Below are 20,495 nucleotides of genomic sequence, written 5' to 3'. Positions count from 1 at the left end.
TTATTCCAGTCCGTCGTCGGACACGACGAAGGGGCGGTTCTCGGCCTTGGCCTGGGCCGCCAGTTCGTCCTGGACCAAATGCCAGCGTCGCAGCCGCTCGTAGTCGATGGCGTGTTCCGGCGAGGCGTCCAGCCAGTGGCGGAAATCCTCGATCTGAAGTCGGGCGTTGGGCGCGGCGGTATCGGGCAGGGCCGGCACGTTCGGCAACTGACGCGCGACATCGGCGGGAATGGGGAAGTCACCGGACGAGGTGCTGAGGATCATCAAGTCTTCTCGGATGCGGAAACGGTCGGGGAGGTTGAGACCATGACGTGAAGCTCGGCCACGCGCCACCTTTCCATGACTGCGGCGTTTTGCATCGGAGCAGTTTATGGCCAAGCTCAGTCCGACAGCGGCCCGCATTCAGGAGACACGTCCATGATCGTTCGCACTTCCCTCTCCGTACTGATGCTGGCGGCGGCGCTGGCGAGCCCGGCTCAGGCGCAGACGACCCCGCCCACGGCGTCCGATCCCTATCGCGATCAGCGCGCCCTGCTCGATCCGGCTGACCCCGCCGCCCGTGACGCCCTGCTGAAGGCGCGGGGTGAGGCCTACCACCGCGCCAGCGACGATCAGCAGACGGAAGGGGAACTGCGCACCACCCGCGCCCTCAACGACGAGATCGCGGCCCAGAACGCCTTGGCGGACAAGGCCGACGAAGCCGCACGCCTGGACTACGACGCCGCGTTGGCCCGGCATCAGATCGAGGTCAGCCAAGGCGAGGAACAGGCCCGCGCCGCCACCGAGAGCGCCCGCGCGAGCCAGGCGCAATACGACAGCGATTACGCCGCCTGGCAGGAGCAGGTGCGACTGTGCCGGTCAGGCTTCCGCGAGGCCTGCACAGCGCGACCGGCCTGGGTCAGGCCGGCGCAATGATCGAGGCCGGCCGTTAGCCCTCCTCAGCCTTCGCCTCGGCGACCAGGGCGTCGTCGATCGCTCGCGCACGGACGGCCGCCGGCCGTGACGCGATCCGCTCGGCATAGGCCTGGAAGGCGGGGCGGGCAGGCAGGCTTTTGAACATCAGGCCCCAGGCGATCTGGCTGCCGACATAGACGTCTGCGGCGGTGAACTGTTCGCCCAGCAGCCACGGGTTCCTGTCCAGCGCGTGCTCCAGGCCGTCGACGACCTGATCGAACGAACCATAGCCGACCATGGCGGCCTTTTCGGCGGGCGGCAGTTGCCCGAGCGACTTGGCCGTCACCGCCGCCTCGACGGGGCCGGCGGCGAAGAACATCCAGCGATAGTACAGGCCCCGCAACGGGGCGTCCGTCGCGGGGGCCAGACCGGCGTCGGAGAAGGCGTCGGCCAGATAGGCGCAAACGGCCGCGCATTCGGTCACGACGACGCCGCCGTGCGTGATCGCCGGCACCTTGCCCATCGGATTGATCGCCAGATAGTCGGGCGACTTCATTCCCGCGTAATCGACCACCACCGTGCGATACGGCTGGCCCACCTCCTCCAGCATCCAGCGGACGATCCGTCCACGAGACATGGGATTGGTGTAGAAGACGATCTCGTCGGTCATATAGCTCTCCCTTTCGGGAGAGCTTACGCCCCTGCGGGAGAAAGTGTCAGCCCGCGACCAGGCTCATGTCGCGACGCGCCATCATGCGGTCGAATTCGGTCCAGACGCCTTCAACCCCGTGCCAGTCCCCTTGCGTCGCCGCCTTGGAATATTCGGTGGCGCGGGCCTCGAAGAAGTTGGCGTGTTCGACGCCCGACAGCAGCGATTGCAGCCAGGGCAGCGGGTTTTCCTTCACGCCGAACACTTCCGGCAGCTTCAGCTGACGCAGGCGCCAGTCGGCGATGAAGCGGATGTATTGCTTGATGTCTTCAGGCGTCATGCCCTGGACCGAGCCCATCTCGAAGGCCAGGTCGATGAACTTGTCCTCCATGTTCACCACCGTCTTGCAGCAGTCGACGATGTCGTCGGCCACGGTCTTGGTGACGGCCCCCGTCTCCTTGTTGAAGGCGTGGTACAGTTTGATGATGCCTTCGCAGTGCAGGCTTTCGTCGCGCACCGACCAGGACACGATCTGGCCCATGCCCTTCATCTTGTTCTGGCGCGGGAAGTTCATCAGCATGGCGAACGACGCGAACAGCTGAACGCCTTCAGAGAAGCCGCCGAACATGGCCAGGGTCCGGCAGATGTCGGCGTCGGAATCGACCCCGAACTTGCCCATATAGTCGTGCTTGTCCCGCATGGCCTCGTATTCCATGAAGGACCCGAACTCGCTCTCGGGCATGCCGATGGTTTCGAGCAGCAGGGCGTAGGCCGCGATATGGATGGTCTCCATATTGCCGAAGGCGGCCAGCATCATCTTCACCTCGGTCGGTTTGAAGACCCGGCCGTAGCGCTCCATGTAGTTGTCCTGAACCTCGATGTCCGCCTGGGTGAAGAAGCGGAAGATCTGGGTCAGCAGGTTGCGTTCACCGTCGTTCAGCGTGGAGGCCCAGTCCTTGATGTCCTCGCCCAGCGGCACCTCTTCGGGCATCCAGTGGACCTGCTGCTGCTTCTTCCACATGTCGAACGCCCACGGATAGCGGAACGGCTTGTAGGCGGCGGACGGGGTCAGCAGACCGGCGCGTTCTGGAAGGATGATCGGGGTGATGGCGTTCATCGAACTGGACCTGAAGCGATTCCGGAGAGGCGTTCACCATGCGACTCTCGAACCCCGGCGCCAAGTCGAATTTGGTCTATGTTGCGTCACATTTTCTGACAGACGCTATATCTGGTAGATTTGCCTCAGGATTCTGGGGAGGGAGCTGGGGACGAATTCATATCCTCCGGCCACGCTTGCGCCTCAGGCGGCCTGGGCGGCGTCCACCCGCTCGGCGACCGCATCGAACACGGCCTCGATGGCGGCGTAGAGTTTGGCCTGAGTGACAGGCTTGGCCAGATGGCCGTCCATGCCGGCGGCGATGCAGCGGGCGGCGTCCTCGGGCATGGCCTCGGCGGTGACGGCCAGAACCGGCACGTCACGCAGGGGCGCGTCCAGGGCGCGAATGGCGCGGGTGGCGGCCATGCCGTCCATCACCGGCATGCGCACGTCCATCAGCACCAGATCGAAGGGCTGGACCGCCAGCGCCGCCAAGGCCTGTTGGCCGTCCGCCGCCTCTGCGGTCTCGCAATCGGCGGCCTGGAGCATGATCCGCAGCAGGTCGCGATTGGCCGGATGATCGTCGACGATCAGGATGCGCGTCCGGCGGCTGTGCAGCGGCACGGACTCCTCGCTCTCGACAGCCTCGACCACCGCAGCGGGGACCGTCAGAGTGAAGGTCGAACCGCCCCATTGGGTGCTTTCGACCACGACGGCGCCGCCCAGACAGACGATGTGGTTCTTGGCCAGGGCCAGGCCCACGCCGGCGCCTTCGTGGGCCCGGCTGGTGGTGGCGTCGCCCTGTTCGAACAGGCCGAAGACGCCGGCGCGGGTCTGCTCGTCCATGCCGCAACCGGTGTCTGAAACGACGATGGACAGGCCGTCTTCGACCCGGTCCACCACCACCGTCACGTTGCCACGGCCGGTGAATTTGACAGCGTTGTTCACGAGGTGATGCACGGATTGGCGCAGACGCCGGGCGTCGATCATCACCTGGCCCTCTGCCTCGGGCGCGATGGTGAGAGCGAACTCCAGCCCCTTGATCACGGCCCATTCGCGGGAAGGGGCGACCGCTTCCTCGATCATCTGGCGCACGTCGCTGGCCTTGGGCGTTACCTCGGCCCCGCCGCGCGACACCTCCAGCAGATCCTCGACCAGACGCAACATGGTCTCGCCGCAGTGCCGGACGGCGTCGACCTGACGCAGGCCCTCTTCGTCCATGCACGGACGCCGCGACAACAGATCCGCATAGCCGGTGATGCCGGTCAGGGGCGTGCGCATCTCGTGGCTCATCATGGCCAGGAACCGGCCCTTGACGGCATAGGCCGCCTCGGCGCGCTGACGGGCCGACAGCGCCGCCTGCGTGCGCGCCTTGAGCCGCTCCACCAGGCGACGGCGCTCGGTGGACAGGATGGTGATGGGCAGGGCCGTGGCGACCACGCACAGCAGGAACAGATGAAAGACGTTCATCTGGCGCATCACCGCAGGCAGGGCGTCCAGAACGGGGTCCGGCGTCAGACGGGTCAGGACGATCGGGCCATAACCGCCCAGTGTCGCGACCCCGCCGATCGCGGCGACCATCACCACCGCACCCGCCGTCGTCGGGGGACACAGGCGGAAGGCGAGCAGGATAAGGGGCGGGAAGATCGCAAACATGATCGGCGCCGAGGTCTGGGAGAAGACCCACACGCTGACGCCCCCAACCAATGCCAGCAGGGCGGCGGCCTCGGTCAACGTCGCCTGGGCGTCGTCCCGGAAACGGTGGTTGCGGGCCAACAGCAACAGGGACGGCGTGACGATCATCATCGCCAGCATCTCCATGTCGAACAGATGGTGCATGCGGAAGCCCAGCGTGCCCGGCACCTTCCAGCTCATCAGGATGGCGACCCCGCCCGCCAGCAGGGTGCTGAGCAGGACCGCAGGGGCGGCGGCGCAGACGGCGAACCGGAACAGGCGCCAGGGCCGGCGCATATCCAGCGCGGCGCCGCAGAAGCGACGCGCCAAAAGGACGGCGACGACCACCTGGGTCATGTTCAGGGCGACATTGGTGAACATCATCACGACGGGGCCGCCCCGCACGACGTTGCCGATCAGATTGACGGCGGCGCAGGCGCCTATGACGGCGACAGCCGGGCGGCGATGAAGTTGCAGGACGGCGGCCAGGAGCACGGCGTTTGCGGGCCACAGGACGGTGGCGCCGAAGGTGTTCATGCTCCACTGACCTGCCGCCAGGCACAGGACGAACAGCGCGACATAGGCGTAAGGGGGCGGTCCTGCCGCCCTGCCGGCTTCATGGCGGAAGAACCGCCAGCGCCCGCCTTCTGCGTTCACCCACTTCAATCCCATGACGGAACAGTGACATGCAGGAGTTAAGGATCCCGTAGCGGCCGGACTAGGTAGTAATGCGGAACCGCCGTTCAGCGTCGCCGTTTCCTTGCCCTCGCAGGAAAGGCCCGAACCGATGTCAGACGTAATCGCAGAACCGACGTTCGAACCGCCTGCGGACGCCCTGGCCTTCTACGAGGAAAGCCTGCGCCTGCTGAAGGAAAGCGGCATCCCCTTCCTGCTCTCGGGCACTTATGCGGTCACGGCCTATACGGGAATTCGCCGTCCGACCAAGGACCTGGATGTCTTCTGCAAGCCGGGCGACTATCCCCGCATCCTGGCCTTCTTCCAGAAGCACGGCTACCGGACCGACGTCGAGGACGAGCGCTGGATCGCCAAGGTCTGGAAGGACGAGAAACACTTCTTCGACGTCATCTTCGCCATGTCCAACGGCACCATCGCCGTGTCCGACAGCTGGTTCAGCGAGGACCGGATCACCGTCTATGGCCATCAGGTCCAGATCACCCCGCCGACAGCCCTGATCCTCTCCAAGGTCTTCATCCAGGACCGCTATCGCTATGACGGCGCCGACGTGAACCACGTCATCCTGAAACAGTCGGACGCCATCGACTGGAAGAGCCTGCTGGATCAGATGGACCTCTATTGGGAGGTGCTGGCGGCGCACCTGCTGAACTTCCGCTTCGCCTATCCGACCGAGCGCGACCGCATTCCGCGCTGGCTGATGGAGGAGCTGGTCGAGCGGCTGACGGCCCAGATCGACCTGCCGGCGCCGCGCGTGAAGGTCTGTCGCGGCCGTCTGTTCAGCCCGCGCGACTATGTCGCCGACGTCGCCGAATGGGGCTTTGGCGATGTGGTGGGCAAGGGGCTGGAGGAACGCCACGACCCCGTCAACCTAGGCCACTGAAAGGTAAGCTGCCATGACCGACGTTGCGCCGGACCCGCAGACCACCCAACCCGGCCTGGAGCCCGGCCCCGCCAGGAAGATGCGCGTCGCCGCCGTCGGCGACCTGCATGTCGGCGAGGCCACCGAGCACAGCTATCGCGACCTGTTCGAACGGGTGTCCGACGACGCGGATGTGCTGTGCCTGTGCGGCGACCTGACCAACTACGGCAAGACGCCCGAGGTCGAGCGGCTGCTGGAAGACCTGAAGCTGTGCAAGATTCCGATGGTCGGGGTGCTGGGCAATCATGAGCACGAATGCGGCCAGCCCGAGCATGTGACCAGGATGCTGACCGACGCCGGGGTCAGGATGCTGACCGGCGAGGCCTATGAGATCGACGGCGTCGGCTTCGCCGGCGGCAAGGGCTTCGTCGGCGGTTTCGGCCGCTACATGCTCAGCTCGTTCGGCGAGGCCTCGGTCAAGCGGTTCGTGCAGGAGGCGGTCGAGGACGCCAACCAGATCGAGAACTCGATCCGCATGCTGCGCACCGAACGCTCGGTGGTGCTGCTTCACTATGCGCCTGTGGTCGAGACGGTGATGGGCGAACCGCCCGAGATCCACGCCTTTCTGGGCTCGTCGCGTTTAGCCGAGACCATCGACCGCTACGACAACGTCAGCCTGGTCGTCCACGGCCATGCCCATCGCGGCGGGCCGGAGGGGCGTACCAACAAGGGGGTGCCGGTCTATAATGTCGCCCTGCCGGTGCTGAAGACCTTGGGCGACACGCCCTATCGGGTCTTTGAAATCTGATCCGGGTGTAGGAGTGTGCCGTCCAGGGCGGATACTTAAGCCTTATCTCTGGTCGCGCAGCGGCCTGTTTCGGAGTTTCCCATGCGTCTTTTGTCTTCCGTCGCGGCCGTCGCCGCCCTGGCCCTGACCACCCCGGCCTTCGCCGCCAGCCAGGCCGCCGCGCCCCAGGCCGCACCCGCCCCTGCCGCAGCGCCCGCACCGGCTGAAGAAGCCGAAAGCCCGGAAGCGGCTGCGTTCGAAGCCAAGGGCGAAGCCTTCGGTGAGAAGATGGAGACCATGTCCAACGAAATGCAGGCCGCCGCCGCCCAAACGGACAAGGCCAAGGCCAAGACCGATCTCGACGCCCTCCAGGCGCGCTATCAGCCGGAAGTCGACGCCTTCGCTGACGAGTTTCAAGCCTTCATCGTGGGCCAAGGCGGCCCTGCCGACCAGATCGCCGTCGCGGCTCAGCGCATAAAGAGCATCCCCGCCAAGGTTCGCGCCCAGGCTGAAGAAGCCGCCGCCGCGCCGGCCGCCGCAGCCCCCGCCCAACCGCAGTAAGCCGCGCCTTACCGCGATTTCACTTGAGACGGGGCGGCGCAGGGTCGAGTTTGCACGGGTCATTCAACGGGAGCCCTCCCATGATCCGCCTGCTCAGCCTGACCGCCGCCCTGGCGCTCCTGCCCCTGTCCTCCGCCCTGGCCCAGGACGGGACGCCCGCCCCCGAGTCCGCCGAAGTCCGGTTGGAAACCGCCGCCTCCGCCTTTGAGGCCCGGATGGAGGCGTTCGGCAAGCGCGCCGAGGCCATTTCCGAAGACCGGAGCCTGAGCGAGGCAGTGCGCGGCCAGCGCATCGCCGCCCTGTGGGCCGAATATGCCCCCGACATCGCCGCCTTCACCGCCGAGACGACGAAACACGCCACGGAAATGGCGGCCGAAGCCCTGAAGGACATCGATGTCGACGCCCTGATCGCCGACGCCATGAACGACCCCGAAGTCAAACAGGCGATCGAGGACGGCATGCACAAGGGCGTCGTCACCGCGAACGGCATCGCCCAGAACAGCGCCTGGACCAATCCGACCCCCGAGCAGATGGAAACCTATAGCCTGGTCGCCCAATACGCTCTGGACCAGGCCGCCGCCGATGTCGTTGACGTCGGCGTCGAAGCGCCCGAAGCGCCCGAGCCGCCGCAAGCGCCCGAAGCCCCGGAACGTCCAACGGCGTAACTCCGCCGTCTCCTCCCCACTTGTGGGGAGGGGGACCGCGTAGCGGTGGAGGGGCTCTTTGACGTCCCACAGTCGCCGGTAATCTAGCGCAGAACCCCTCCGTCACGGCGCTGAAGAGCGCCGCGCCACCTCCCCATGAAATGGGGAGGAGACGGAGGTCCTTGACCGCGCACAGCAGACCAGCGACATCGCGCCGCATGTCCGCCCTGCCCGTCGATCCGCACCTCTATTCCACCTTCCTCGGCGTGATGGCGGTGATGGCGATCACGCCGGGGCCGGCCAATCTGTTCGCGGTCGCGACCGGCGTCGAAAAGGGCCGCGCCTCGGCCCTGGTCGGGGTGGTCGGGATGAATGCGGCGACCCTGGTGTGGTTCGGCGCGGCGGCCCTGGGTCTGGGCGCCCTGGTCAAGGCCTTTCCCGCCGCCTTCAAGGTGATCGCCGTCCTGGGCGCCCTCTATGTCGCCTGGCTGGGGATCAAGGCCCTGCGCGGCGCCTTCGCAACCGCCGCCCAGCCTGACCACGTCGTCGTCAAGAAGGGGCGCAGCGCCCTGATCGACGGGTTCGCCGTCCAGATCGCCAACCCCAAGGCCATCCTGTTCTTCACCGCCGTCCTGCCGCCGTTCGTGGACGTGAACCGGCCGGTCGCGCCGCAGCTGGCCCTGTTCGCCGTCGCCGTGATCGGCATGGATATGATGTCGATGAGCGCCTACGCCCTGTCCGGCGCCGCCCTGTCGCGTCGCATGCAGCAGCCCCGGTTCAAGCGCGGATTCGGGATCTTCGTCGGCGCCCTTTTGCTGACCGCTTCGGTCCTGATCGCCCTGCGCATCTAGACGCGACCGCGCTTCGTCCTAGATTGAAGGGGAACGCCGCCATTCATGCTCCGTTCAGCCGTCAGCGCGCCCGAATGAGCGATCAAGGAGTTTGATGTCATGAAAGCCCTTCCAATGAAGACCCTGGCGATGACGGTCGCCGCCGGCCTTGCGCTGGCGGCCTGCGCCACCGCCACCCCGTATCAGCCCGCCGGCTTCAACGGCCAGCGCGGCGGCTATGCCGAGCAGCGTCTGGAAAACGACCGGTTCCGCGTCAGCTTTTCCGGCAACTCGCTGACCTCGCGCGAGCAGGTCGAGCAGTCTCTGCTGCTGCGCTCGGCCGAACTGACCGTCGAGAGCGGCTATGACTGGTTCGCCACCGTCAACCGCGCCACCGACCGCGACACCCGCTTCGTCGGCACGCCCGACCCGTTCTATGCGGGCTACAACCGCTTCTACAGCCCCTATTGGGGCCCGTCGTGGCGCTACTATCGCGGCGGCTTCTGGAGCCCGTGGGATCGCTATGGTCCTTGGGGCGCCAACGACTTCGACGTGCGTCAGGTCGATCGGTTCGAGGCCAACGCCGAGATCGTGCTGGGCCGCGGACCCAAGCCCGCCGGCGATCCCAACGCCTTCGACGCCCGCGAGGTGATCCAGAACCTGGGCCCGCAGGTCACGCGACCGGCGGCGTAAGACAAAAGCCCCTCTCCACGGCGTGGAGAGGGGCTTTTTCGTTCACCCCACCCGCGGCGACTTCAGCCGGCGCTTGTTCGAGTGGGTGGCCGGCGCCGTGCCCAGGGCCTCGGGCACCTCGCCCTTGAAATAGTAGCGCTGCCACGCCTCCTTGGCCGCGTCGGGATCGCCGCCGGCGAGGCGTTGGTTGAAGTCGGTGCGGGCGCGGTTCCAGGCCTCGAACTGGCCCTTCATCACCGGGTTGGAGTCCAGCGTCCGGATGATCGGCTGGAACTGCTCGACCTTCTTGTGCTCGATCAGATTGATGAAGCAGAAGGGCTCGCCCTTTTCGAAGGTGATCCGGCCCGGCCGGGTGAAAATCCAGTTCATCGTGAAGGGGAAGGGCAGCCAGTCGGTCTCGATCAGGCCGACCAGCGGCTGGATGCCGTCCTTCACATGGTTGGGCGACCCCGAGCACATCATCCCCCAGCCCGGCGGCGTGCGGAACAGATATTGCGGATGCATGGTCAGGACGCCGCGCGAGAAGTGCGAGGTGACGAAATGGTCCAGATCGTGCTGGGGCCGGTCCGGCGTGATGACGATGTCTTCCTGACGCGGGCCGCCGTTCCATTCGGCGGAGAAGCCGAACGGGCACAGGATTTCCCACCCCGTGGTGTTGGCCATGTTCAGCGGCAGGCACCGATACGGGTGGCGGCTGATGAAGGCGTCCATCCAGTTGCGCGACTGGCGGCCGGGGACGAGGTCCGGCGGCCGGGCCGTCATCGGATAGCATTCCAGTTCCAGCGGGCGTGTCTTGACGGTATCGACCATGATCATTTCCTAACGCCCGAAACCCGACGGCTCAACCATGACTGACGAACCCGCTTTCGACCGCGAGACATTGACCGTCTGGCTGACCGAAAACGGCGTGGATCACGTCACCCACGACCACCCGGCCGTCTTCCGCGTCGAGGAGGGGCTGGACCTCAAGGCCGACCTGCCCGGCGCCCACACCAAGAACCTGTTCCTGAAGGATCACAAAGGCCGGTTGTGGCTGATCTCGGCCCGCCAGGACACGATCATCGACCTGAAGCGCGCGGCCGCCGCCATGGGCTCCGGCCGGCTGTCGTTCGGGAACGAGACCCTGATGTACCAAACCCTGGGCGTCCGTCCCGGCTCGGTCACGGCGCTGGGCCTGATCAACGACAGCGACCGCCGCGTCACCTTCGTCCTGGACCAGCGCCTGTGGGACGCCGACATCGTGAACTTCCACCCCCTGACCAATACGGCGACAACGGCCCTGGATCAGGCGGCGTTCCGGCGGGTGTTGGACCTGCTGGGGCGAGAGCCGGTGGTGATGGATTTCGGAGCTTTGGGCGCGTGAACCGACATGGTGAAATCAGACCTTCGCCAGGCGCGCTCTGATCATCTACATGCTGGGGCGTCAGGCGGAAGCCACGTTTTTCTCAGACCAAGCCCTGCATTCTCGCAGTAAGCGGTTTCGCTTGGCGCCAGACAACACAACTTCTCCCGACACGCACAACGCCAGCGCTATGACAGCATAAAATCCGACTTCAACTGGCACTCCAGAGCGGATCTTTGAATACACCCCCATCAACCCGCACACAGTGCAAAGAAGGCTCGCAATCGCATACGCGTATGTCGACCACTGAAACCGATAGCCTGCTGGATGCAGCGTCTTTGTCTCCCAGTGTTGGAACGCTTTCAGATCGACCTCGGTAAAGCAAAACCTGATCGATCCGAGATGATAGACTCCGTCTGTATACAGCCAGTGCATATAGGCGCCGATCATGAGGACGATGGCCGCTGTGTAGAGTGGGGCTCCAGGTGCCGAAGCCGCAGCATCATCACCAAAAACCAAGGCCGCAGCAGGCAAAGCTCCTATGGCCCCCAAGACGGACTGAATCCTCTGGCCCTCTAACGCCTTCCATTCCATGCTCACTGCACGCCCCCCCACTTGCGCTTGGATCGACCAGCGATCGGTCGGTTTGTCTTGGCCGTCCAGCTACAGTATTTGCAACCTATACTTTACAGAAGCGCCCGAAGTCCGCTTGACGATCCGCCTCACCGTCCCATCTCGTAAAGGATGGTCAATGGGCAGACGCGCAGCGAGGATTTCAGACTAATTAGACGAATTAGACGGTGTTTTCGTGACCACCGTCTGAAATCCCTGCGCGACCAATTCGCCGCTTGATGCCGACGCATCCCGACGCCATCTGAACCGTTGACCCTGACCGACCCTGCACGGACTTCGCCCATGACACTGCTCGATCCGACCCTGACCCCCGGCCACTCTGGCGACGACCTGATCAAGGAAGGCACCGACGCCTCCTTCATGACGGACGTGATCGAGGCGTCGAAGCATCAGCCGGTCATCGTCGACTTCTGGGCGACCTGGTGCGGGCCTTGCCGGACCCTAGGGCCGGCGCTGGAGAAGGGCGTGCGCGCCGCCAAGGGGGCGGTGAAGATGGTCAAGATCGATGTGGACGCCAATCCCGCCTATGCGGGCCAGTTGCGGGTGCAGTCGATCCCCACCGTCTACGCCTTCGTCGACGGTCAGCCGGTGGACGGTTTTCAGGGCGCGATCCCCGACAGCCAGATCAAGGCTTTCATCGACAAGCTGACGGGCGGCCAGGGCGGTTCGACCGAGACGGCGCAACTGTTGGAGCTGGGTGAGGAATCCCTTGGCCTGAACGACTTCGGCGGCGCGGCCCAGGCCTTCGCCCACGTCCTGTCGATCGAACCCGAGAACGAAAAGGCCATCGCCGGAATGGCGCGAGTCTATCTGGCGGGCGGCGACCACGAACAGGCGCTGCAGACCATCGCCATGGCCCCGCAGGACTCCAAGGAGCCGACGGTCCAGAGCGTGCGCGCGCAATTGGCCCTGGCGGCGAAAGCCCCGTCAGGCGCTTCGGCCGAGTTGGAGGCCAGGGTCGCGGCCGACCCCAACGATCACCAGGCCCGGTTCGATCTCGCGGAGGCCCAGAGCGCGGCCGGCGATTTCCAGGGCGCGGTCGACAATCTGCTGCACATCATCAAGGCCGACCGCGAGTGGAACGAACAGGCGGCGCGCAAGCAGCTGCTGGTCATCTTCGAAGCGGCGGGCGTCAGTTCCGACGTGGCCAAGGACGGGCGGCGCCGGCTGTCGTCGATCCTGTTTTCGTAGGCTTGAAACCCATGCCGCAAGGTTATGTCCGCGCACTCGATCTGCCGCAGGTGATCCCGGTGTTCCCGCTGGGCGGGACCATCCTGCTGCCGCGCGGGCAACTGCCGCTGAACATCTTCGAGCCGCGCTATCTGAACATGGTGGACGACGCCATGGCCGGGGATCGGATCATCGGCCTGGTCCAGCCCAATGGCGGAACCCCTGCCCTGCCCAGCCTGTCGCCCATCGGCTGTGCGGGCCGGATCACCAGCTTCGCCGAGACCTCGGACGGGCGGTATCTGATCACCCTGACCGGAGTGTCGCGGTTCCGCATCGCCGCCGAGATGCCGTCCAAGGCGCCCTATCGCCAGATCCGCGCCGCCTTCGAGGCCTATGAATCCGATCTGGTCTCTCCGCCCGAGGAGCCGGATTTCGACCGCGAGGCCTTCCTGGACGCCCTGCGCGCCTATATGGCCCACCGCCTGCTCGACATCGACTGGGAGACGGCCGAGAGCGCGCCGATGGAGGCCCTGGTCAACAGTCTGTCGATGGCGCTTCCGTTCGAGCCGGCCGAGAAACAGGCGCTGCTGGAGGCCATGGGCCTGATGCCCCGCGCCGAGGCCCTGACCGCCCTGCTGCGTATCGACGCCGCCGACGCCGGTGACGACGCCGCGCCGTCCATGCAATAAGCGGCCACGCTTTCAGGAACCCGCCAATGAGTGACGCCTTCAACACCCCGGTCTCGGTCGATCCTCGCCTGCTTGAGGTGCTGGTCTGTCCGGTCACGCGTGGCAAGCTGACCTATGACCGCGACGCGGGCGAGCTGATCTCGGCCGGCGCCAAGCTGGCCTATCCGATCCGCGAGGGCGTGCCGATCATGCTGGCCGAGGAAGCCCGTCAGATCGACTAAATATATTCCGCTCATCCCCGCGAAAGCGGGGACCCAGCGCTTTGGGCGTTCCGATCTGAGGTCCGTCCTTCAGTCATCGGCCCAACGCACTGCCGAGCGAAAGAACTGGGTCCCCGCTTTCGCGGGGATGAGCGGATAGGGTTGCGGCGAAGCTTCGCCGCTCCAATTCCGGATTGCCTGCCAACGTAGAGAAAGCCTCCCCGATGCTCAGAGTCGCCATCCAGATGGACCCGATAGAGGCCGTCGACATCGCCGGGGACACTACCTTCCTGATGGCCGAGACGGCCCAGGCGCGCGGGCACAAACAGTGGGTCTATGATTTCCGCACCCTGGCGCTGGAGGAGGGCCGCCTCTACTGCCGCGCCCGGCCGATCACCGTGCGCCGCGAGGTCGGGAACCACGTCGATTTCGGCGACTGGGTGCGGCTGAACCTTGCCGAGGACGTGGACGTCATCCTGATGCGCCAGGATCCGCCGTTCGACATGGCCTATGTCACCGCCACCTATCTGCTGGAGACGGTCCATCCAAAGACCCTGGTGGTCAACGACCCGGCCCAGGTGCGTTCGGCACCCGAAAAGCTGATGGTCACGGCCTTCCCCGGCCTTCAGCCGCCGACCCTGATCTCGGCCGATCCCGTCGCCCTGACCGCCTTCCACAAGAAGCACGGCGAGGTGGTGCTGAAGCCCCTGCACGGCAACGGCGGCTCGGGCGTGATCAAGCTGCGCGCCGACGATCCCAATCTGGACGCCCTGATCGAGATCCACGCCGCCGGCAGCCGCGACCCTCTGGTGATCCAGAAATTCATTCCCGCCGTGTCCAAGGGCGACAAGCGCATCATCCTGATCGAAGGCGAGCCGGTCGGCGCCATCAACCGCGTGCCGGCGGCGGGGGCCGTGCGGTCGAACCTGCACGTCGGCGGCACCGCCATGCCGGTCGAGCTGACACCGCGCGACCTGGAAATCTGCAAGGCCATCGGCCCGACGCTGAAGGAACGCGGCCTGATCTTCGTCGGCATCGACGTGATCGGCGACTATCTGACCGAGATCAACGTCACCTCCCCCACCGGCGCCCAGCAGTTGAAGACCTTCACCGGCATCGACGCCACCGCCCTGATGTGGGACGCCATCGAAGCCCGCCGCGCCGCACAGGTTGCGTGACCGCCACTTGAATTAGATTTCAGTTCATGGTTCGTTCTCTCGCGGGAAGCGGGAGGACGTCATGGTCGCACGGGTTGTCACGGTCGCCTTCGACGGGGTGGAGGCCCGGCGCGTGGACGTCGAGGTCCAGCTGGTCGGTCAGAACCGCGAGACGGTCTTCACCATCGTCGGCCTGCCGGACAAGGCGGTGGCCGAAAGCCGCGAACGGGTGCGCGGCGCCTTTTCCGGCATCGGCCTGGCCCTGCCGGCGGCGCGGATCATCGCCAATCTGGCGCCCGCCGACCTGCCCAAGGAGGGCAGCCATTTCGACCTTCCCATCGCCTTGGCTTTAATGGCGGCCATGGGGGTGATCGCGCCCGACGCCCTGGACGGCTGGGCCGCCATCGGCGAACTGGGGCTGGATGGACAGATCGCGCGGGTCGGCGGCGCCCTGCCGGCCGCTGTCGCCGCCGACGCCATGGGCCTGGGTCTGATCTGCCCCGAGGCGACGGGGCCGGAGGCGGCCTGGGCGGGCGGCGCGCGCATCCTGGCGCCGCGCTCGCTGATCGGCCTGGTCAATCACTTCAAGGGAACCCAGGTGCTGCGCGCGCCAGAGCCCGGTCCGCTGGCCAGCGGCAAGGCCGTGCCCGACCTGCGCGAGGTCAAGGGTCAGGAAAGCGCCAAGCGCGCGCTGGAGATTGCGGCGGCCGGCGGTCACAACCTGCTGTTCATCGGCCCGCCGGGGTCGGGCAAGTCGATGATGGCGCAACGCCTGCCCGGCCTGTTGCCGCCCCTGACCTCGCAGGAGCTTTTGGAGACCTCGATGGTCTGGTCGGTCGCCGGTTTGATCGAGCGCGGCGCCCTGACACGGGATCGGCCGTTCCGAAGCCCGCACCATTCGGCCTCGATGGCGGCCCTGACAGGCGGGGGTCTGCGCGCCAAGCCGGGCGAGGCGTCGCTGGCGCACAATGGCGTGCTGTTCCTGGACGAACTGCCGGAATACAGCGCCCAGGCCCTGGATTCGCTGCGGGCGCCGCTGGAGACCGGCGAGATCGTCGTCGCCCGCGCCAACGCCCATGTCCGCTATCCGGCTCGGTTCCAGCTGGTGGCGGCGATGAACCCGTGCCGCTGCGGCATGGGCGGGGCCGGACGCGGGGCTTGCGGCAAGGCTCCAAGATGCCAGCGCGACTACCAGAACCGGGTATCGGGTCCGATGTTCGACCGCATCGACCTGACGGTGGAGACCCCGCCCGTCACCGCCGCAGACATGGCCCTGCCGCCGCCCGCCGAGGGCACGGCCGAGGCCAGGGCGCGCGTCGCGACCGCCCGCGCCATGCAGGAAGACCGGGTGCGGGAGGCAGGATTGGATTCGGCCCAGGGCCTGAACGCGCGCGCGTCCGGCGATACGCTGGACCGGTTCGCCACGCCTGACGAGGCAGGCCGCATGCTGTTGATGCGGGCGGGCGAGGCCGGGGGGCTGACGGCGCGCGGCTGGACCCGCACCCTGCGCCTGGCGCGCACCATCGCCGATCTGGACGGCTGCACCGGCGTGCTGCGCCGCCACATCGCCGAGGCTCTGATCTATCGCCGCAACACCGTCGGGGCCGAGGCCGATTTCGACCGGCGCGTGGCGGCGCGCGATACGGCCTTCGGGATGCGCGAGGACGACGCAGAGCAGGCGCCCTTCCTTCATTCGTGACGGTTGCGGGATGGAGGGATCCTTAACCCGCAGCCGTTAGGGTCGGCGCGAACGGGGAAGCGACCATGGCGCGACGCACGGCGACGAAGCGGATCGAGGACGAGGCGGTTCAGCCTGCCGATCCCGCCCAGCAGTTCCTGCGGCTGATGAGCCACGAGATGCGCACGCCGCTGAACGGCGTCATCGGCATGATCAACCTGTTGCAGCGGACCCGGCTGGACGGCGCCCAGCGCGCCTATGCCGAGAACGCCCGCCAGTCAGCCGAACATCTGCTGGGTCTGGTCAACGACCTGTTGGACTATGCGCGGCTGGAGGCCGGGGCGCTGGAGTTCGACTTGGCCCCCGTCGATCTGGAGGGGTTGGTGCGTGGCGTCGCCGAACTGCTCAGCCCGCGCGCCCACGACAAGGGGCTGGAGATCGTCTGGTCGGTCGCCGCCGACGCGCCCGATGTCCTGGCCGACGAAGGCCGTCTGCGTCAGGTCCTGTTCAACCTCGCCGGCAATGCCGTGAAATTCACCGAGACCGGCGGCGTGCGCATCACGGTCGAGCGCGCCGGCGGCAGCGCGGCCCGCCCGCGCTTGGCCTTCCTGGTCGACGACACCGGGCCGGGCGTCGCGCCCGAGGCCCGCGCGCGCATCTTCGAGGAGTTCGGTCACGCCGATTCCTCCGACGCCGTGCGTCATGACGGCGCCGGCCTGGGGCTGGCGGTCGTGCGCAAACTGGCCGCCGCCATGGAGGGCTCGGTGCGGGTCGAGGATCGGCCCGACGGCGCCACATCCGGCGCCGGCGCCCGCTTCCGCTTCGAGGCCGCCTTCGCCGCAGTCGCCGTGGCGCGGGACAAGCCGCTGCGGAATCATAAGGTCTCGGTGCGCTCGCCCGACCCCTTCGTCCTGTCCGCCGCCAGCGCCCAGATCGAGGCCTCGGGCGGCACGATCGCCGACCCCGCGCCGGTGACCCTGATCGACCACGCCGGCGCCTCGGCGGGAAGTCTGGCCGCCCTGCCCGCCACCGGTCGCGGCATCGTGCTATTGAAGCCGTCGGAGCGCGATCTTATCGCGCGCTATCGGTCCGCCGGCTTTCACGGCTATCTGATCAAGCCCCTGCGTCGCGCCTCCCTGGCCGAACGGGTCCTGGCGGCCATCGGCGCCGAGACGGGCGACAGAAGCGCCGCCCCCGTCGCGGCTCATGTCGAGGACGACCGCGTCTCGCCCGTTCAGTTCGCCGGCATTCGCGTGCTGCTGGCCGAAGACAATCCCGTCGGCGCGCTTCTGGCCCGCACCCTGCTGCGCCGCGAGGGCTGCACCGTCGAGACCGCCGCCACCGGCGAGGAAGCCGTCGCGGCCCTGAAGCGCGCGCGCTACGACGTGGTCTTCATGGACATGCGGATGCCCGGCATGGACGGCCCCGCCGCCGCCCGCGCCATCCGCGCCGGGGGCGACATGACGCCGATCCTGGCCCTGACCGCCAACGCCTTCGCCGAGGACCGCCGCGCCTGTCTGGAGGCCGGCATGGACGACCATATCGTCAAGCCGCTGGACGCCGACGCCCTGCGCGCCGCCTTGGCCCGCTGGACGAAACGCGACATCCGCGCCAAGGTCGGCTGAGTTACAGGCGCCCGCGTTTCCGGCCGCCGCGCCGGAGCCGTGCATGACCGACCAAGCCACCCCCGCCGCCACCGGTAAACCCGCCGGACGTTTCGGCGGCCTCGCCGTCTATGGCGAGCGGCGCGTGTTCATCATGCTGCTGCTGGGGTTTTCGGCGGGCCTGCCGAACCTGCTGATCTTTGACACCCTGTCGGCCTGGCTGCGCGAGAGCGGTCAGACGCTGGAAGTCATCGGCTTCTTCGCCCTGGCGACGCTCAGCTATTCGTTGAAATTCGTCTGGGCGCCGCTGGTGGACCGCACGGCCATTCCGCTGCTGACGCCACTGCTGGGCCATCGCCGGTCATGGATGCTGGTGACGCAGGCCGTGGTGATTTTCGGCCTGTGGTCGATCTCGGGCCTGAACCCGTCGAACGCACTTGTGGCCATCGCCCTGTTCGCGACCCTGGTCGGCTTCTTCGGCGCGACGCAGGACATTGTCATCGACGCCTGGCGGATCGAGGCGGCGGACGACAGCCGCCACGGCGCCATGGCCGCCGCCTATCAGATGGGATACCGCGTCGCCATGATCGTCGCCGGGGCCGTGCCGCTGGTACTCGCTGATCTCTATAACTGGAACGTCTCCTATGCGGTGATGGCCGCCCTGATGGGCTTCGGCATCGCCGGCGTCCTGTTCGCGCCGCGCGAGAAGGCCCATTCGATCCGCGCCATTCCGGTGGGCGACACGCCGTCGCGACCCAAGCTTGAAATCCTGGAATGGATCGCGCGCCTGATCGTGATCGCCGCCGCCGCCATGGTGGTGGGTTCGGGCCTGACGGCGCAGGCGGGGCCGCTGAACGGCTTGCTTGGCCTGTTCGGCCTGGGCGCAGAAGGCCAAACCGCCATCGCCGACGCCTGGGCCGCCAAGCCGGGCGGTGTCTATCTGCAGGTCGCGGCGGTGTTCGGCGGCCTGGCCCTGCTGGTGCTGGCCTGCTGGCCTCTGCCAGGAACCAGGACCCGGCCGGGCGCCTATCTTGCGGGATCGTTCGGCGAGCCAGTGGCCGACTTCTACAAGCGGTTCTCGGGCGTGGCGACGCTGATCCTGGCGCTGATCTGCGTCTATCGCCTGGCCGATTTCGTCCTGAACATCATGAACCCCTTCTATCTGGACCTGGGGTTCTCGAAAATCGAGCTGGCCGAGGTGCGCAAGGTGTTCGGGGTCGTCATGACCACCCTGGGCGTCTTCATCGGCGGCTGGTCGGTGGCCAAGCTGGGGTTGATCCGAACCATGGTGATCGGCGCCTTCATGAGCCCGGTGTCGAACCTGGTCTTCGCCTGGCTGGCGACCCAGGGGCCCAGCATTCCTGCCCTGACCATCGCCATCGGGGTGGACAACATCGCCACCGGCTACGCCGGAACGGCCCTGATCGCCTATATGTCCAGCCTGACGTCGATCGGCTTTACGGCAACCCAATACGCCCTGTTCAGTTCGCTGTACGCCCTGCCCGGCAAGCTGATCGCGTCCCAGTCGGGCCGCATCGTCGAGGCCTCGGCCCGCGCGGCGGAAGGTGCAGGTCCATTCTCCGCGCTGCGTCCTCTGTTCGCCCGCCTGCCCGAAGGGTCTTTGGCGGCCGGGGCGGCGACCAGCGGCGTGACCCCGGCTGCGCTGGGCGCGGGTTATGTCGTCTTCTTCCTGTATTCGACGATCATCGGCGTGTTCGCCGTCGTCCTGGCCTTCGTCGTCGCCAGCAAACAGACCGCCTTGCAGGAACGCCAGAAGGCGGCGGCCGAAGAGGACGCCGCTATTGCGGCGACGGCGGGCCAACCCTCTTGAGCGGACCCTCCTGACGCCTCAGCGCTTCAGGAAGCCGCCGATCATGTCGCCCAAACCGCCCGGCAGCTTGCCCAGCAGATCATCTGCGCCGTCGATCTGACCGCCGGGGGTCAGGCGGTCGATGGCCTCGGGCAGCAGGCCCGCCAGGGTCTCGCCGGCCTGCTGGGGCGAGACGCCCATCTTGGCGGCGATGTCGGCGATGGGGCCGGAGCCGATGACGGCAGCGATCTGCTCGGGCGAAATATTGGCGTTCGGACCCGTGCCGACCCAGGAGCCGACCACGTCGCCCAGGCCCGCCTGACCGAACTTCTCCGCCAGGCCGCCGATGCCGCCCTGGCCCTTGAGCAGATCGCCCAGTCCGCCTGCGGCGTCGTCGCCCAGGCCTTTCACCACATTGTCGAGAAAGCCCATCGTCCGTCTCCTGTCTGACGCCGCACCGTAACACCGTCGTGCGACGGATACGAGAAAGGCCCGCCGGTGATCCGACGGGCCTTTCCAGATCAAGCTTTCGCCGAAGCTTAGTTCTTGGCGTCGTTCGCGCCGGTGGTGACGGCTGAACCGGCGGCCGAGACATCACGGCCGGCGCCGGCGATGGTGTTGCACGCCGACACGGCCAGGGCGGCGGCGACGATGGTCAGAGTGATGATCTTGCGCATGGTGTGAACCCCTTGTTGGTATGGTCAAGCTCCCTGCAAACGCCGACCTTGAACTTGGGTTGCATCAAGCGACGCCGTATTGAAATTTCGTCCGGACGTGTCGGATCGCCGCAACGCCTGCGACATTGGCGGCTTGCGCCCGGCGAAGGCGC

22 protein-coding genes are annotated in these 20,495 nt (G+C 66.9%); 15 read left to right on the top strand and 7 right to left on the bottom strand.

The genetic code is table 11. The features are described from left to right. Positions 1-264 (bottom strand): hypothetical protein, encoded by a 264-nt coding sequence (locus EGY25_RS07610; protein WP_135194411.1) that lies wholly within the window; start codon positions 262-264, stop codon positions 1-3. A 153-nt stretch (positions 265-417) separates the two neighbouring features. On the opposite strand from EGY25_RS07610, the gene EGY25_RS07605 reads away from it, so the two are divergent. Continuing rightward, a complete protein-coding gene (locus tag EGY25_RS07605; protein ID WP_135194410.1) occupies positions 418-915 on the top strand; it encodes a hypothetical protein in 498 nt (165 codons plus the stop codon). Between the two features lie 13 nt (positions 916-928). Here EGY25_RS07605 and EGY25_RS07600 read toward each other — a convergent pair whose 3' ends face one another. The 3 genes from EGY25_RS07600 to EGY25_RS07590 all read right to left on the bottom strand — a co-directional run bounded on the left by EGY25_RS07600 (position 929) and on the right by EGY25_RS07590 (position 4,970). Continuing rightward, positions 929-1,564: a glutathione S-transferase family protein gene (locus EGY25_RS07600; protein ID WP_135194409.1), complete on the bottom strand. Its 636-nt coding sequence runs from the start codon at positions 1,562-1,564 to the stop codon at positions 929-931. A gap of 46 nt (positions 1,565-1,610) precedes the next feature. Next, entirely contained in the window at positions 1,611-2,660 is a 1,050-nt protein-coding gene (locus EGY25_RS07595; RefSeq protein ID WP_135194408.1) for a ribonucleotide-diphosphate reductase subunit beta, read from the bottom strand. A 183-nt stretch (positions 2,661-2,843) separates the two neighbouring features. After that, positions 2,844-4,970, bottom strand: coding sequence for a response regulator (locus EGY25_RS07590; RefSeq protein WP_245159390.1), 2,127 nt, complete (start codon positions 4,968-4,970; stop codon positions 2,844-2,846). Between the two features lie 130 nt (positions 4,971-5,100). On the opposite strand from EGY25_RS07590, the gene EGY25_RS07585 reads away from it, so the two are divergent. The 6 genes from EGY25_RS07585 (at position 5,101) to EGY25_RS07560 (ending at position 9,383) form a co-directional block, all read left to right on the top strand. Beyond that, positions 5,101-5,889: a nucleotidyltransferase family protein gene (locus EGY25_RS07585; RefSeq protein WP_135194406.1), complete on the top strand. Its 789-nt coding sequence runs from the start codon at positions 5,101-5,103 to the stop codon at positions 5,887-5,889. Between the two features lie 13 nt (positions 5,890-5,902). Beyond that, complete coding sequence (locus EGY25_RS07580) at positions 5,903-6,676, top strand: metallophosphoesterase family protein (protein WP_209308015.1); 774 nt, start codon at positions 5,903-5,905, stop codon at positions 6,674-6,676. An 81-nt stretch (positions 6,677-6,757) separates the two neighbouring features. Next, entirely contained in the window at positions 6,758-7,216 is a 459-nt protein-coding gene (locus tag EGY25_RS07575) for a translation initiation factor IF-2 (RefSeq protein WP_135194405.1), read from the top strand. Positions 7,217-7,296: 80 nt separating this feature from the next. After that, positions 7,297-7,881 (top strand): hypothetical protein, encoded by a 585-nt coding sequence (locus tag EGY25_RS16520; RefSeq protein ID WP_167762512.1) that lies wholly within the window; start codon positions 7,297-7,299, stop codon positions 7,879-7,881. A 197-nt stretch (positions 7,882-8,078) separates the two neighbouring features. Continuing rightward, the gene (locus tag EGY25_RS07565) at positions 8,079-8,711 is read left to right on the top strand and encodes a LysE family translocator (protein ID WP_135194404.1); all 633 of its coding nucleotides are present in this window, start codon (positions 8,079-8,081) and stop codon (positions 8,709-8,711) included. A gap of 99 nt (positions 8,712-8,810) precedes the next feature. Continuing rightward, complete coding sequence (locus EGY25_RS07560) at positions 8,811-9,383, top strand: CC0125/CC1285 family lipoprotein (protein WP_135194403.1); 573 nt, start codon at positions 8,811-8,813, stop codon at positions 9,381-9,383. A gap of 42 nt (positions 9,384-9,425) precedes the next feature. On the opposite strand, the gene EGY25_RS07555 is transcribed toward EGY25_RS07560, so the two are convergent. After that, positions 9,426-10,193, bottom strand: coding sequence for a DUF6065 family protein (locus EGY25_RS07555; protein WP_245159389.1), 768 nt, complete (start codon positions 10,191-10,193; stop codon positions 9,426-9,428). 37 nt (positions 10,194-10,230) lie between these two features. On the opposite strand from EGY25_RS07555, the gene EGY25_RS07550 reads away from it, so the two are divergent. From EGY25_RS07550 to EGY25_RS07515, 8 genes are all read left to right on the top strand, one after another. Continuing rightward, complete coding sequence (locus EGY25_RS07550; protein WP_135194401.1) at positions 10,231-10,746, top strand: prolyl-tRNA synthetase associated domain-containing protein; 516 nt, start codon at positions 10,231-10,233, stop codon at positions 10,744-10,746. Between the two features lie 894 nt (positions 10,747-11,640). Continuing rightward, complete coding sequence (locus EGY25_RS07545; RefSeq protein WP_135194400.1) at positions 11,641-12,549, top strand: thioredoxin family protein; 909 nt, start codon at positions 11,641-11,643, stop codon at positions 12,547-12,549. Between the two features lie 11 nt (positions 12,550-12,560). Beyond that, a complete protein-coding gene (locus EGY25_RS07540; RefSeq protein ID WP_135194399.1) occupies positions 12,561-13,217 on the top strand; it encodes an LON peptidase substrate-binding domain-containing protein in 657 nt (218 codons plus the stop codon). A 26-nt stretch (positions 13,218-13,243) separates the two neighbouring features. Next, on the top strand, positions 13,244-13,438 hold the full coding sequence (locus EGY25_RS07535) for a Trm112 family protein (RefSeq protein WP_135194398.1): 195 nt from the start codon (positions 13,244-13,246) through the stop codon (positions 13,436-13,438). Positions 13,439-13,641: 203 nt separating this feature from the next. Next, a complete protein-coding gene (gshB, locus tag EGY25_RS07530; protein ID WP_135194397.1) occupies positions 13,642-14,595 on the top strand; it encodes a glutathione synthase in 954 nt (317 codons plus the stop codon). A gap of 61 nt (positions 14,596-14,656) precedes the next feature. Further along, positions 14,657-16,273, top strand: coding sequence for a YifB family Mg chelatase-like AAA ATPase (locus EGY25_RS07525; RefSeq protein ID WP_135194396.1), 1,617 nt, complete (start codon positions 14,657-14,659; stop codon positions 16,271-16,273). 65 nt (positions 16,274-16,338) lie between these two features. After that, complete coding sequence (locus EGY25_RS07520; RefSeq protein WP_135194395.1) at positions 16,339-17,877, top strand: response regulator; 1,539 nt, start codon at positions 16,339-16,341, stop codon at positions 17,875-17,877. A gap of 43 nt (positions 17,878-17,920) precedes the next feature. Further along, a complete protein-coding gene (locus tag EGY25_RS07515) occupies positions 17,921-19,687 on the top strand; it encodes an AmpG family muropeptide MFS transporter (protein WP_135194394.1) in 1,767 nt (588 codons plus the stop codon). Positions 19,688-19,705: 18 nt separating this feature from the next. On the opposite strand, the gene EGY25_RS07510 is transcribed toward EGY25_RS07515, so the two are convergent. Together EGY25_RS07510 and EGY25_RS07505 are read right to left on the bottom strand one after the other, a co-directional pair. Further along, positions 19,706-20,098, bottom strand: coding sequence for a YidB family protein (locus EGY25_RS07510; protein ID WP_135194393.1), 393 nt, complete (start codon positions 20,096-20,098; stop codon positions 19,706-19,708). Positions 20,099-20,205: 107 nt separating this feature from the next. Next, entirely contained in the window at positions 20,206-20,343 is a 138-nt protein-coding gene (locus EGY25_RS07505) for an entericidin A/B family lipoprotein (protein WP_055754663.1), read from the bottom strand. Positions 20,344-20,495 lie beyond the last annotated feature (152 nt).

It is taken from the genome of Brevundimonas intermedia (assembly GCF_004614235.1).
Classification (GTDB): domain Bacteria; phylum Pseudomonadota; class Alphaproteobacteria; order Caulobacterales; family Caulobacteraceae; genus Brevundimonas; species Brevundimonas intermedia_A.
This window is presented reverse-complemented; position numbering and strand designations above follow the sequence as displayed.